Annotated in this window: 13 protein-coding genes; 3 read left to right on the forward strand and 10 right to left on the reverse strand. The window is 62.8% G+C overall.

Going from position 1 to position 13,768, the window contains the following annotated elements:
- Positions 1-103: 103 nt before the first annotated feature.
- Positions 104-1,675 carry a 2-isopropylmalate synthase gene (locus ACW9UO_RS07000; protein WP_457088247.1) on the forward strand — a complete coding sequence of 524 codons (1,572 nt, stop codon included), beginning with the start codon at positions 104-106 and terminating at the stop codon, positions 1,673-1,675.
- Positions 1,676-1,848: 173 nt separating this feature from the next.
- On the opposite strand, the gene ACW9UO_RS07005 is transcribed toward ACW9UO_RS07000, so the two are convergent.
- The 3 genes from ACW9UO_RS07005 to ACW9UO_RS07015 form a co-directional block, all read right to left on the reverse strand.
- Complete coding sequence (locus ACW9UO_RS07005; protein WP_457088248.1) at positions 1,849-3,114, reverse strand: ABC transporter permease; 1,266 nt, start codon at positions 3,112-3,114, stop codon at positions 1,849-1,851.
- On the reverse strand, positions 3,111-3,917 hold the full coding sequence (locus tag ACW9UO_RS07010) for a taurine ABC transporter ATP-binding protein (RefSeq protein ID WP_457088249.1): 807 nt from the start codon (positions 3,915-3,917) through the stop codon (positions 3,111-3,113). Before ACW9UO_RS07010 ends, ACW9UO_RS07005 begins: the two co-directional genes overlap by 4 nt.
- A gap of 102 nt (positions 3,918-4,019) precedes the next feature.
- Positions 4,020-5,030, reverse strand: a complete 1,011-nt coding sequence (locus ACW9UO_RS07015; protein ID WP_457088250.1) for a taurine ABC transporter substrate-binding protein — start codon at positions 5,028-5,030, stop codon at positions 4,020-4,022.
- A gap of 372 nt (positions 5,031-5,402) precedes the next feature.
- Between ACW9UO_RS07015 and ACW9UO_RS07020 the strand changes: the two genes are divergently transcribed.
- Together ACW9UO_RS07020 and pdxR are read left to right on the forward strand one after the other, a co-directional pair.
- Positions 5,403-6,794: an aminotransferase family protein gene (locus ACW9UO_RS07020; protein WP_457088251.1), complete on the forward strand. Its 1,392-nt coding sequence runs from the start codon at positions 5,403-5,405 to the stop codon at positions 6,792-6,794.
- Positions 6,795-6,991: 197 nt separating this feature from the next.
- Positions 6,992-8,452, forward strand: coding sequence for a MocR-like pyridoxine biosynthesis transcription factor PdxR (gene pdxR, locus ACW9UO_RS07025; protein ID WP_457088252.1), 1,461 nt, complete (start codon positions 6,992-6,994; stop codon positions 8,450-8,452).
- Positions 8,453-8,515: 63 nt separating this feature from the next.
- Here the strand turns inward: pdxR and ACW9UO_RS07030 are convergent, their stop codons facing one another.
- The 7 genes from ACW9UO_RS07030 to ACW9UO_RS07060 all read right to left on the reverse strand — a co-directional run bounded on the left by ACW9UO_RS07030 (position 8,516) and on the right by ACW9UO_RS07060 (position 13,638).
- Positions 8,516-8,752, reverse strand: coding sequence for a hypothetical protein (locus ACW9UO_RS07030; RefSeq protein ID WP_457088253.1), 237 nt, complete (start codon positions 8,750-8,752; stop codon positions 8,516-8,518).
- Complete coding sequence (gene fmt / locus ACW9UO_RS07035; RefSeq protein ID WP_457088254.1) at positions 8,752-9,666, reverse strand: methionyl-tRNA formyltransferase; 915 nt, start codon at positions 9,664-9,666, stop codon at positions 8,752-8,754. Before fmt ends, ACW9UO_RS07030 begins: the two co-directional genes overlap by 1 nt.
- Positions 9,663-10,154, reverse strand: coding sequence for a peptide deformylase (def, locus tag ACW9UO_RS07040; RefSeq protein ID WP_457088255.1), 492 nt, complete (start codon positions 10,152-10,154; stop codon positions 9,663-9,665). The genes fmt and def (ACW9UO_RS07040) overlap by 4 nt, the downstream gene beginning before the upstream one ends.
- 66 nt (positions 10,155-10,220) lie before the next feature.
- Positions 10,221-10,733 (reverse strand): peptide deformylase, encoded by a 513-nt coding sequence (gene def / locus ACW9UO_RS07045; RefSeq protein WP_457088256.1) that lies wholly within the window; start codon positions 10,731-10,733, stop codon positions 10,221-10,223.
- Positions 10,730-11,251 carry a peptide deformylase gene (gene def, locus ACW9UO_RS07050; protein WP_457088257.1) on the reverse strand — a complete coding sequence of 174 codons (522 nt, stop codon included), beginning with the start codon at positions 11,249-11,251 and terminating at the stop codon, positions 10,730-10,732. The genes def (ACW9UO_RS07045) and def (ACW9UO_RS07050) overlap by 4 nt, the downstream gene beginning before the upstream one ends.
- A 101-nt stretch (positions 11,252-11,352) precedes the next feature.
- Positions 11,353-12,771: an FAD-binding oxidoreductase gene (locus tag ACW9UO_RS07055; RefSeq protein WP_457088258.1), complete on the reverse strand. Its 1,419-nt coding sequence runs from the start codon at positions 12,769-12,771 to the stop codon at positions 11,353-11,355.
- Between the two features lie 45 nt (positions 12,772-12,816).
- A complete protein-coding gene (locus ACW9UO_RS07060) occupies positions 12,817-13,638 on the reverse strand; it encodes an MBL fold metallo-hydrolase (RefSeq protein WP_457088259.1) in 822 nt (273 codons plus the stop codon).
- Between the last annotated feature and the right edge of the window lie 130 nt (positions 13,639-13,768).

A 13,768-nucleotide genomic window follows, 5' to 3' on the forward strand; every position in this document is an offset into this window, starting at 1 on the left:
CCTGCTTCTCCTAGCCCGCCTCTGAGCGTGCCTTTCGGCGCGACCGCTCAGAGGAGGCTTGTTCGCGCCCGAACCCGGAGAAACTTTCAAGAGAATTGCCAAAATGACCCAGACTGACAAAGATCGTGTGTTGATCTTCGACACCACCTTGCGTGACGGCGAGCAAAGCCCCGGCGCAACCATGACCCACTCTGAAAAGCTCGAGATTGCCGAGCTGCTTGACGATATGGGCGTCGACATTATTGAGGCGGGGTTTCCCATCGCATCAGAGGGCGATTTCGCCGCGGTGTCCGAGATCGCCAAACGGTCGAAAAATTCGGTGATCTGCGGCCTCGCGCGCGCGCAACTGCCTGATATTGATCGCTGCTTTGAGGCGGTGAAACAGGCGGCCCAACCCCGTATCCACACCTTTATTGGCACCTCGCCGCTGCACCGCGCCATCCCCAATCTCTCGATGGATGAGATGGCCGAGCGTATCGAACAAACGGTCACGCACGCCCGCAATCTTTGCGACAATGTGCAATGGTCGCCGATGGATGCAACGCGGACGGAGTGGGAATACCTGTGCCGCGTGATCGAAATCGCGATCAAAGCCGGGGCCACCACGATCAATATTCCCGACACCGTCGGCTATACTGCGCCGCGCGAATCCGCCGCCCTGATCAAGCGTTTGATCGAAACGGTGCCGGGCGCGGATGAGGTGATCTTTGCCACCCACTGTCACAACGATCTTGGCATGGCGACAGCCAATTCTCTGGCCGCAGTCGAGGCAGGCGCGCGTCAAATCGAGTGCACGATCAATGGCTTGGGCGAACGTGCCGGCAACACCGCGCTCGAAGAAGTTGTCATGGCGATGAAGGTCCGCAACGACATCATGCCGTTTTCAACCGGCATCGACACCCGCAAGATCATGCACATCTCGCGCCGGGTGGCGACGGTGTCGGGCTTCAACGTGCAGTTCAACAAGGCCATCGTCGGCAAGAACGCTTTCGCCCACGAGAGCGGCATTCACCAGGACGGCATGCTCAAGAACGCCGAAACCTTCGAAATCATGCGCCCCGAAGACGTTGGCCTCTCTGGCACCTCGCTCCCCTTGGGCAAACACTCGGGCCGTGCGGCGCTTCGGGCCAAGCTCAAAGAGCTCGGGGTCGAGGTCGGGGACAACCAGCTCAAAGACATCTTTGTGCGGTTCAAGGAATTGGCTGATCGCAAGAAAGAGGTGTTCGACGACGACATCCTCGCGCTGGTTTCGGCCACCACCGAAGGCGCGGCGGACCAGTTGCAGCTGGTCAACCTCAAGGTGGTCTGCGGCACCGGCGGCCCGGCGGAAGCGACGCTGGAAATGGAAATCGGCGGTTCAGAACACAGCGCCACCTGCTTTGGCGATGGCCCGGTCGATGCGGCGTTCAAGGCAGTGCGCGAGGTGCATCCCAACACCGCGCGGCTCCAGTTGTATCAAGTCCATGCGGTCACCGAAGGCACCGACGCGCAGGCCACTGTCTCGGTGCGGCTGGAAGAAGACGGCATGATCGCCACCGGCCAATCCGCCGACACCGACACTGTCGTTGCCTCGGTCAAAGCTTACATTCAGGCGTTAAACCGGCTTCTGGTGAGACGTGAAAAATTCGGCCCGGGCGCAGATGCCCGTGAAATCAGCTACAAGGAACTTGGCTAAAGCCTCGCCGCGCCTGACGCGCGTCGACCAACCGGGGGCGCTGCCCCCGGACCCCCGAGGTATTTAGGAACAGAAGAAGACCAGGCGTCGTCCCCCTGCTTCTTCTGTTTAAAAATACCTCGGGGGAGGCCGCAGGCCGGGGGCAGAGCCCCTAGACTGCGCCGTCCGTGCCGTCAGGACCGGCCTTTCCAGGGCACCATCACCCGCTCAGCCTTTCGCATCAGCATATCGATGCCAAAGCCAATCACGCCGATCAGGATGATCCCCATGATCACGATATCGGTGAGCTGAAACTTTGACGCCACCATGATCATCATGCCCGCGCCTTTTTCAGCCGCGACCAGTTCGGCCGCAACCACCGTGCCCCAGCACACCCCCATCGCCACCCGCGCGCCGGTGAAAATCTCGGGCAGGGAGTTCGGCACGATGACATGCCGCATGATCTGGAATTTGCTCGCGCCGAGCGAATAGGCCGCGTGGACCTTGGTGATGTTCACGCCAGACACACCTGACCGGGCGGCAATTGCCATGATCCAGAGCGCGGCGAGGAACAGCAGGATGATCTTGCCCGCCTCGCCAATGCCCGCCCAGATGATCACCAGCGGGATCAGCGCCAGTGGCGGCACGGGGCGCATGAACTCCACAATCGGATCGAACCAGCCGCGAAACCACGCCGAAAGCCCCATCGCATAGCCCAGCGGGATGCCCACAAGCGCCCCGAGGACAAAGCCCACGATCACGCGGAACAGGGAATAGCCCAAATGCTCCCACAGCGTGCTACCGCGATAGCCGTCGCTGGCGATGTCGCCCAGCCGCTGCACAACCGCTTCGGGCGATGGCAGCCAGATCGGCTCCATCTGCCAGCCCTTGGCCGGTTCAAAGTTCAGCGTGCCTTTCTGCGACATGCCCACCCGGCCAAAGTCGGTCTGCACCTCGCCGCCGGGCGCAATGGGTTTGCCGTTGATGGCGATCACCGTATGGCCCGCATCGCGGCCCTTTTCATCGTTTTGATCCACCCGCATCAGGCCCGAGCGCCAGGTGCCGATGGTGTAAGCGTCGTTCTTGGCCCAGCCGCTGCCCGGCTCGATGGCCGGATCGTCGGGCGACTGCGCGGCCGGATGCACCAGCACCGTGATGGTGGCGGCGTCGGTGGTGCCGTCGCCAGCCTCGGCGGTGTACTCGAATGTCGCGACGCCCTCAAACGGCCCCGGCGCGTGCATGAACTTCGGAAGCAGCGTCGATCCGGTGAACGCCGCCCACAACACGAAGATTGTCAGGATCGAGATCACGCTGGCGAACCGGTTGGAATTGACCGAACTTTCATCGCCAAATGTCACCGTCTTACGGGCGTCAAAGCCTTTGGCCGTCTGGTCAACGATCAGGCGCACCACAAAGAAAGAGCCGACAAAGATCGCAATATAAATTGCAAAGATAATCATTCTGCACCCTCCGAACGGCCCATGATTTCTTCTTCCATGTCCCAGATCATGCCAAGAATTTCCTCACGCCGCTCGCCAAATTCCGGGTGTTTCTTGACTTCGCGCAGGTCCTGCCCGACGCCCAGATCGGCAAACGGCAGCCGGTATTCGCGGTGGATGCGCCCCGGTCGCGGGGCCATCACAATCAGCCGCTCGCCAAGCAAAAGCGCCTCTTCAACCGAGTGGGTGATCAGGATGATGGTCTTGCCGGTCTCTTTCCACAGCTTGAGCACCAGAGACTGCATCTTTTCGCGGGTCAGCGCGTCAAGCGCGCCCAGCGGTTCGTCCATCAGGATCACGTCGGGGTCATTGGCAAGGCAGCGCGCCAGCGCCACCCGCTGTTGCATCCCGCCAGACAGTTCATAGATCGCCTTTTCCTTGAAATCCTGCAGGCCAACGACATCGAGCAGGTGATCGACTTCCTGACCATAGGTCTTTTCGCCCTGCCCCTTCATCCGTGGCCCAAAGCTTACGTTTTCGCGCACGCTCATCCATTCAAACAGCGCGCCTTGCTGAAACACCATGCCGCGTTCGGCGTCGGGTCCGGTGACCTCATGGCCGTTCAACGTGATCTTGCCGTCGGTCGGCGCAAGGAAGCCGGCGACGATGTTCAAAAGCGTGGTCTTGCCGCAGCCCGATGGCCCAAGCACCGACATCAGCTCGCCCTCGGCAAGCGAGAGCGACACGTCTTGCAACGCCTGTACATGGCTGCCGTTCGGAAGGTCAAACCGCATGGAGAGGTTTTCGATCTGTAGTCCTGACATTGCGCGCCTTTGTTCAGAAAAAGAGGTGCGCCGCCCCCGCGCCCGGCCCCACACAAAAGGGGTCAGGAACAAGGGGGCGGCGCTTGTTTGGATCGGCGGGGCTTACATGTCCAGCGCGGCTTTCATCGGGCCAGCGTTGACCTGGCTGTCATAGCTGTCGAGCGCGCCATCGATCGAGCCTGCCGCGACAAAGACGTCCGCGACGCCTTTCATGAAGGACTGCACGCCGCCGCCCAGCCATTTTTCGCCAAGCTGCTCATCCGCAGGCGGGAAAATGAAGGTCGAGATGGTCGACATCGTTGCCTCTTCGTCCATGCCCGCATCCTGTGCGATCACCGGCAACATCTTGGCGTGGTTGGCTTCGTCCGCCCACATCGCGTTGGCATCGGCGGTCACCTTCAGGAAGGCCGCGACCGTGTCGGAGTTTTCCGCAACCCAAGAGGCCGGGCCGGTGGTGGCGTCAAACACCAGAATGCCCAGCTCTTCTTTCTCGGCCCCGGTCAGCAGCACATTGCCGTGTTCCTTCATCCGGCGCAGCGAACCGCCCCAGCCACAGGCCATGTCGACCGAGCCCTGTGCAATCGCCGCCGCGCCGTCTGGCGGGGCCATGTCAACCACATCCATCGAGGCAAGTTCGACGCCGAAGTGGGTCATTTGCTTGAGGAAACCAAAGTGCGCCGCCGTGCCCAGCGGGACGGCAACTTTCTTGCCAGCCAGCTCGCCCGCGCTCATCTTGTCGATTTCCAGATCTTCGCGCACGACGCAGTTGTCGTTCTCGGAATAGCTGACCGCGACGTCGAGGATCTGAAGGTCCTGCCCGGCGCTGGTGGCCACAACGAACGGCGGCAGACCTTGGCTCACGCTCATTTGTACATCGCCCGAGGCCATCGCCGCCGACATCGCCGTGCCAGTGTCAAAGCTGACCCAGTTCACCGGCATGCCAAGCGCGTCGTCATACATGCCTTCGACTTTGGCGTATTGGAACGGCATCGGCCATTCGAGGAAATAGCCCACGGTGATGCCGTCGCTGTGGCCCGCCGCAAAGCCAGCTTGCGCAGAGGCAAGCAGCGCCGCAGCCGCCACCGTGCCCAGAACATGTTTTGTCTTGGTCATTTCATTCGCTCCCATGTTGGTCCTGCCCGTTTCGGGCTTGTGTTTGGCCGAGGTTCTCCAGCCACGCCGCGAGATCACCCGGACGTTGCCTTGATCCGACTTGAAATTGGGCAACCGATCAACGAAAAACTTTGGCTCTCAGGCGGGGATTTTGCGGCCCGGTGCCCCCTCTCGCAATTTTACGCATGTAAATCAGCCGCTTGCTATGCGTTGAATTTTAGTTCAAAAATATTCTTGTCAGACTGGACTCAGTGAGACTTTGAAATTGGCCCTATCTTTTGCTGCATTTCAGAGCTTTCCATTGCACAGGCGACAAATCTCTTGCGGGAGGTATTTCCGCACGAACGTATTCCTATATTCAAAGGTGATGCTATGGATGGCAGTCTGAGCGAGAATGATATCAGCCGTGTGGTCGAGGCCGATAAGGCCCACATCTGGCACCACCTCACCCAGCACAAGACCTTTGAAACCTCTGATCCGCGGATCATCATCGAGGGCAAAGGCATTCACGTCTGGGACCAGCACGGCACCCGCCTGCTTGATGCCGTGTCGGGCGGCGTCTGGACCGTTAACGTCGGCTATGGCCGCGAACGGATTGCCAATGCGGTGCGCGACCAGCTGTTGAAGCTGAACTATTTTGCGGGCTCCGCCGGGTCGATCCCCGGATCGCTGTTTGCCGAGAAGTTGCTGGAAAAGATGCCGGGGATGAGCCGGGTCTATTATTGCAACTCCGGGTCTGAGGCCAACGAAAAGGGCTTTAAGATGGTGCGCCAGATCGCGCACAAACGCTATGGCGGCAAGAAGCACAAGGTGCTCTACCGCGACCGCGATTACCACGGCACCACCATCAGCTGTCTGTCCGCCGGCGGGCAGGACGAGCGCGGCGCGCAATACGGGCCCTATACGCCGGGCTTTGTGCGGGTGCCGCATTGCATGGAATACCGCAAGCACGAACAGGACGGCGCGCCGGATGAGAACTATGGCGTCTGGGCCGCCGAGCAGATCGAACAGGTCATCCTGCGCGAGGGTCCCGACACCGTTGGCGCGCTGTGTCTTGAGCCGGTGACGGCGGGGGGCGGTGTGATCGTGCCGCCCGAGGGCTATTGGCAGAAGGTGCAGGAGATTTGCCGCAAGTACGATATCTTGCTGCATATTGACGAGGTGGTCTGTGGCGTAGGCCGCACCGGCACATGGTTTGGCTATCAGCATTACGGCATTCAGCCCGACATGGTGACGATGGCCAAGGGCGTGGCCTCGGGCTATGCCGCGATTGCCTGTCTGGTGACGACTGAAGAGGTGTTTGACCTGTTCAAAGACGATTCCACCGACCCGCTGAACTATTTCCGCGACATCTCGACCTTTGGCGGTTGTACCGCCGGTCCGGCGGCGGCGCTCGAGAACATGGCGATCATCGAAGAAGAGGATCTGCTGGGCAATACCACCGCGATGGGCAACCACATGCTCGACGCGCTTGGCGGGCTGATGGAACGGCACAAGGTCATCGGCGATGTCCGCGGCAAGGGGCTGTTTCTCGGGGCGGAACTGGTCACGGACCGCGACAGCAAAGAGCCGGTGTCCGAGGCCCAGATCGGCGCTGTGGTGGCCGATTGCGCCCGTCAGGGTGTGTTGATCGGGGCCACCAACCGCTCGGTGCCGGGGCGCAACAACACGCTGTGCTTTAGCCCGGCGCTGATCGCCACCAAAGACAACATCGACGAAATGATCACCGCCGTTGATGGCGCGCTGACGCGGGTGTTTGGGTAACGAGTCCGGTTAAGGTCATGCGTATCACCGCGGGGGGCCGGGGGGCGCAGCCCCCCGGCCTGTCGACGCGCGAAGGCGCGGCGAAACCGGTTCTGCACGATCTGCGAAACGGCAATGACGTAACGACGCGGCGAAAACACTCCCGCCCGGCTTAGGTCCAGATTGCGTCCCTCATAACTCCAGACTACCCTCGACGCATGGCTGTTCCCGTCGAAGCCCTGTTTCTTGATCCACATGCGCAGGGCACCCTTCAGGTGCGCATCCAGCAGATGATCGCCCAAGGCATCCTCTCGGGCCGCCTGATGCAAGGTGAAAAGCTGCCCTCCACCCGCAAGCTTGCCAGCCATCTCGGCGTCAGCCGGATCACCGTGACGCTGGCCTATACCGATCTGGTGGCCAATGATTACCTCGCGGCGCGCGGCCGGTCGGGCTATTTCGTCTCCGACAACGCCCCCGGCCCGCCGAATTTTTCGCCCGCCCCCGAACAGCACCACACAGTGGATTGGTCGCGCGCGCTTGGCCGGCGCTTTGCCGCGCAGGCGCAGGCGCTCAAGCCCGCCGATTGGAACCGCTACAAATACCCCTTTGTCTATGGCCAGGCCGACCCCAAGCTGTTTGACCACGCCAACTGGCGGCTCTGTGCCATGCGCGCGCTTGGCCTTGCCGATTTCAACGCGCTGACCTCGGATTACTACGACCGTGACGACCCCGAGCTGGTGTCGTTCATCGCCCGTCACACCCTGCCCCGGCGCGGCATTCAGGCCCGTCCGCAGGAGATCCTCGTCACCCTTGGCGCGCAGAACGCGCTTTGGCTGGCGGCGCAGGTGCTGCTCACCCGGCGGCGTGTGGCCGCGATAGAAGACCCCGGCTATCCGGCGCTGCGCGATATTCTGGTGCAGGCGCGATGCCAGTTGGCCCCGGTGCCGATTGACGCCGATGGCTTGCCACCCGAGAGGATCCCCGACACCGCCAACGTGATTTTCGCCACCCCAAGCCACCACAGCCCGACCTCGGCCACCATGCCGATGGAGCGCCGCACCGCGCTGCTCGCGCGCGCGCATGACCTTGATGCGCTGATCGTCGAGGACGATTACGAATTCGAGATGTCCTATCCCGCCGCCCCCCATCCGGCGCTGAAATCGCTGGATCGCGATGGCCGGGTGATCTATGTCGGCTCGTTCTCGAAATCGCTCTTTCCCGGTCTGCGGCTGGGCTATCTTGTCGGCGCCGAGCCGTTTATTCGCGAGGCCCGCGCCCTGCGCACCAGCGTCCTGCGCCACCCCCCCGGCCATGTGCAGCGCACCACCGCGCATTTCATGGGCCTTGGGCATTACGACGCGCTGATGCGCCGTCAGGCCCGCGCCTTGCATGGCCGCCGCGAAGTGATGGAAGCCGCGATTGCCACCCACGGGCTGGCGGTGGCGGGGCAGACCGGCATTGGCGGGTCGTCCTTCTGGATGCGCGCGCCGGGCCATGTTGACACCGGCGCATTGGCGCAGGCGTTGCAGGCGCAATCGGTGCTGATCGAGCCGGGCCACAGCTTCTTTTCCGGCGAGGATGTGCCGCGCAATTATTACCGTCTTGGCTATTCCTCGATCCCCTCGGCGCGGATCTCTGACGGTGTGGCGCTGATCGCCAAGGCGATTAACGCGGCTTAGGGGCGCGGCTAAGCGGTTGATTCAATAGGCAGGAAGGGCGCTAATCGTGTTAGCGGAGTCGTGTCATCTGCGCCAATGGGTCGGCACGATGATCAGCGCGCCAATCGACGAGGCGATGGCGTTCAACCCCGGCGAGGAAAAGCCGATGCCAAACATGATCCGTACGAAATAGAACAGGAACGCACCGCCAACGCAGATGATGATGCTCTGCACATAGCCGTTATGGGTGAACCCGGATTTCTCGGCCGCGTAGCCGATGATCCCGGCAATCACGACTGTCCCGATCATCACTGGAAACATCAGCTCTCCCCCAGTTTCATGCCTTTCGGCAGCGCCACACCGCGCAGAAAGGTCTCAGCATCCTGAGCCGCTTTGCCCGCCCTTTGCAACGTCAAAAGCCGCACCGCGCCGCTGCCACAAGCCACGGTGATCGCATCATCGAGGAGCGTGCCGGGGGCACCCTCGCCCTCCGTCAGTTCCGACATCAAAAGCTTGATCCGTGTGTCGCCCGCCATCGTCCAGGCCCCGGGAAACGCCGACAAGCCGCGAATTTGCCGGTCGATCTCTTCGGCGGGCCGGGTCCAGTCTATCGCCGCCTCCGCCTTGTCGATCTTGCTGGCGTAGGTCACGCCCGCCTCGGGCTGCGTCACCGGCGTCAGCCCGTCCAACCCGGCGAGCGCCGCAACGATCAGCGCCGCGCCCATGCCGCTTAGACGGTCATGCAAAAGGGCGGTGGTGTCTTGTGTCGTGATCCGCGTGATGTCGCGCATCAGGACTGGTCCAGTGTCGAGCCCGGCCTCCATCTGCATGATGCACACGCCAGTTTGGGCGTCGCCCGCCATGATCGCGCGGTGGATCGGCGCGGCCCCGCGCCAGCGCGGCAACAGCGAGGCGTGGATGTTAAGACAGCCCCGCGTCGGCGCATCCAGCACGACCTGCGGCAGGATCAGCCCATAGGCCACCACAACCGCCACATCGGCGTTGAGCGCGGCAAAGTCCGCCTGCGCCTCAGCTCCTTTGAGCGACACCGGGTGGCGCACCTCAAGCCCCAGTGCCTCGGCGCGGGCATGAACCGGCGTCGGGCGGTCCTTCTTGCCGCGTCCGGCGGGGCGCGGCGGTTGGCAATAGACGGCGGCAATCTCGTGACCTGCGTCCACCAGCGCCTCAAGCACCGGAACCGAGAAATCGGGCGTGCCCATGAACACCAGTCTCATGACAGCTTCCTTGCCTTGCGGATCAACATATCGCGTTTGACCTTGCTCAGCCAGTCGAAATACATCCGGCCATTCAGGTGATCGATCTGGTGCTGGACCGAGGTCGCCCAAAGCCCGACCAAATCGCGATCTTCGCTCTCGCCCTTTTCATTGAGGAACCGCACGGTAACGGCGCGGGGGCGTTTGATCTTGGCCGACATGCCGGGAAGGTTAGGGCTGGCTTCCTCGTGTTCACGCAGATGGATCGAGGCGTGCAGCACCTCGGGGTTGGCCATGCGGATCACCTTGCCGCGTTCCTCGGAGGCATCGACAACGGCCAGCCGCAGCATCTCGCCCAATTGCGGGGCGGCAAGGCCAACGCCGGGCATCGCCTCCATCACCTCGACCATCTCGTCCCAAAGGGTGCGGATTTGATCGGTGATGTCAGTCACCGGTGCGGCGGGGCTGCGCAGACGTTTGTCCGGCCAGGGGATCACTGTGCGGGTCATACAGGCGGGGTAGTGCAGCATCGCCGATCGGGCAAGGCGATTTGTCAACAAATCGCAACCGATCCGTCAACGGATCGGCGTGGCCGTGTCATAGGCCGCGTGCAGGGCGGCAGCGGCCTCCGGGGCAAGCCGGTCAAAGATCACCTTGCCGTCGAGATGATCCAACTCGTGTTGCGCACATTTGGCGGCCATGCCGGTCAGGCGCAGCTCTTGGCGCGCGCCGTTTGCGACGGTGAACCGCAGGGTGATCTCGGCGGGGCGGGTGACATCTGCGGTGACGCCGGGGATCGAGAGACAGCCCTCGTCGCCGCCGGCCATATCGTCGGACACAGAGATAATCTCGGGATTGATGCAGGCTATCGGCGTGCCCGGCCCGTCTTTCCACGTCACGTCCATCACAAACAGCCGCAGCGCCAAGCCCACCTGCGGCGCAGCAAGGCCCCGGCCCGGCGCGGCATACATCGTGTCGAACATATCGGTGATCAACTCCGTCACCTCACCTCTCACCTCACCCGCCACTGGCCTGCACACCTGCTGCAACACCGGGTCCGGCCACAGGCGGATCGGCAAGACGCTCATTCCGAGCGCGCCATTTCCCGCTTCAGCTTCTGCATCTTGCGGGTGATCATCTGACGCTTGAGCGGCTTGAGGTAATCGATGAACAGCTTGCCATCGAGGTGGTCGATCTCATGCTGAACACAGGTCGCCCAGAGGCCGTCCATGTCACGCTCTTGCAGCGTGCCGTCGCGGTCAAGCCAGCGCACGCGCACCTCAGACGGGCGGGTGACATCGGCAAACTGATCCGGGATCGACAGACAGCCCTCTTCGTAGGTGTTGAGATCGGCCGAGCTACCGATGATCTCGGGGTTGAACATCACCACCGGTTTGGGCGTGGCGCTGTCTTCTTTCTCGCAATCGAGCACAATCAGCCGCTCGAGCACGCCGATCTGCGGTGCCGCGAGGCCAATGCCGGGGGCGACATACATGGTTTCCAGCATGTCATCGGCAAGCGCGCGCAGATCGTCCGAGATATCGGCAACCGGGGCGCACAGCTTTTTGAGCCGGGGATCGGGGTGAATGAGTATGGGCCGTTTCATGGGGGTGATTTAGGGCAGCTTTCACAAAAGCGCAACGGGGCGGCGGAGCAAGGCCGATTTGTTGACAAATCGGGACCGATCCATTGATGGATCGGGCGCGCTCAGCCGCGCAGCACCGCGCCGGGGTTCATGATGCCGTTGGGGTCAAGCGCCGCCTTGATCGCGCGCATCGCGGCCAGTTTGGCAGGGTCGCCGTAGCGCTCAAGATCGCTGACCTTCAGCCGCCCCACCCCGTGTTCGGCGCTGAACGACCCGCCCATCTCGACGCAAAGGTCATGAACTGCCTGCTGGATCGCGTCACGCTGATCGCTGTAGTCGGCCTTGGACCGGCCCTGCGTAGGGAAGACGTTGTAATGCAGATTGCCGTCGCCAAGATGGCCAAAGCAATTGATCCGGATGCCCGCGAACCGGGCCAAAGCTGCCGGAGCCTTTTCGATGAACTCGGCCACAAGGCCGAGCGGCAGCGCAATATCATGCGACGAGATCGCACCGATGGCGCGGTTGGCAGTGGGGATCTCTTCACGGATCGCCCAAAGCCCGGCGCGCTGGCCCTCGCTTTGCGCAATCACACCGTCGCTGGCCAGACCGGCCTCTAACGCCTGCATAAAGATCGTTTCCATCGCGGCCAGCGGGTCGCCCCCCTGTGCCATGCCAAGCTCGATCAGCACCAGCCACTCGGGTTTGTCCGCGAAAGGCTGGCGGATCTGCGGCAGCTTTTCCGACAGGAACTCCAGCCCCATGCGGCTCATCAATTCAAAGGCCGAGACCGTGTCGCCAGCAACATCCCGTGCCAGCGCCAGCAGCGACAGCGCCGCCGCCGGGCTGTCGACCACGATCATCGCGGTGCCCGTCGCGGCGGGCCGGGGCGAGAGCCGCAGGCTGGCGGCGGTGATCACCCCAAGCGTGCCTTCGCCGCCCATCAGCAGGTGTTTCAGATCATAGCCGGTGTTGTCCTTGTGCAGCCGCTTGAGCCCGTTCCAGACCGTGCCGTCGGGCAGGACCGCCTCAAGCCCAAGGCAGAGCGCGCGGGTATTGCCATAGCGCAGCACATTGACGCCGCCCGCGTTGGTCGACAGACAGCCGCCGACCCGCGCACTGCCTTCGGAGGCAAGCGACAGCGGGAACAGCCGGTTGACCTCGGCGGCGGCGTTCTGGACATCCGCCAGGATCGTGCCCGCCTCGGCGATCATCACGTTTTCCTCGGGATAAACCGCGCGCACCGCGTTCATCCGGTCAAGCGACAGGATCAGCGGCACGGTGCCCTCGGGCTTGACCTGCCCACCAACCAGACCGGTGCCGCCACCATAGGGCACGACGCCAACGCGCGCGGCGTTGCAGGTGGCGACGATCTGCGCCACCTCGGCAACGTTGCGCGGCAGGGCGACGAACGCCCCCTGCCCCTGCCAATGGCCGCGCGGCTCTTCGAGATAGCGCGGCTCACTCGGGCGCAGGGTGCCCTCGGGCAAAGTGGCGCCTAGGCGCGCGGCAAAATCGGCGTCCGCCGGGGTCAGTTGGGGCATCGCACTCTCCTTGCCGCGATGTTTAGGACAAATGCACGGGGAAGGCTATTCACCGTCGCGCAGCCAATCCGGGCGCAGGATCACAACGGTGGGGCGGCGGGGCAAGGTGGCGAGGCTGACATCAATCGACGCGCCGCCGGGGCGGAGGATGTCGAAGTCATCGGCCATGCCGGCGGCGAATTGATCGAGGCCGTAGTCGGAAAACCAGTGCATCGGCAGGACAATCGAGGATTTAAGCCGTTTCAGGATGCGGATCATGGTCGCCAGATCGACGGTCATGCCGCCATCGACTGGGGCCATCACCACATCGAGCCGCCCGAGTGCTGCATATTGCCGGTCGTCGGGTTCGTGGTGCAGGTGGCCGAGGTGGCCAATGCACAGCCCCTCGACCTCGAACACGAAGATCGAGTTGCCTTTGGGTTCGACCCCGCCGCCCGAGCGAATATCGGTCGAGACGTTGCGCACCACCATTTCGCCAAGGTCGACGTAGTGGTCGATGCCTGCGCCAAAGGTATCGCCCCAGCCACGCAGGGCGTGGGGGATGGCCGGATCGGGGGCCGTGGTGAAATGCGACGAATGCGCGTGGTTCATGGTGACCACGTCGGGCAGCATCTTCGTGGTGCCGATGAAGCCGGTGAAATCGGTGACGGCGTTCAGCCCGCCTTGGGTGCGGATCAGAAAGGCGGAATGCTGGATATACTGGATGCGCACGGTATAGGCGGGCAGCGGATCGCTCCAGGCGGCTTTGTGGATGTATTCGATCCCCGGCGCGGCGTCGGCGATGGCGATACAATGGGACGGGCGGCGGTCTTGGGCGCTGGCGGTGGTGGCCGCGAGCAGGAACAGGGGGACGAGACATCGCAACATGGGGGCACCTCATTACTCTCTGCGAGGAGGTTACCCTGATTCTCGGATTGGTCACGGGCTGTTGATCACGCGGGTCAAAGAGGGATCGGAAAAAGCGGCAGACGATGTCGAAAGTGGCGGAGGCGGACAG

Source organism: Marinovum sedimenti (assembly GCF_054052205.1).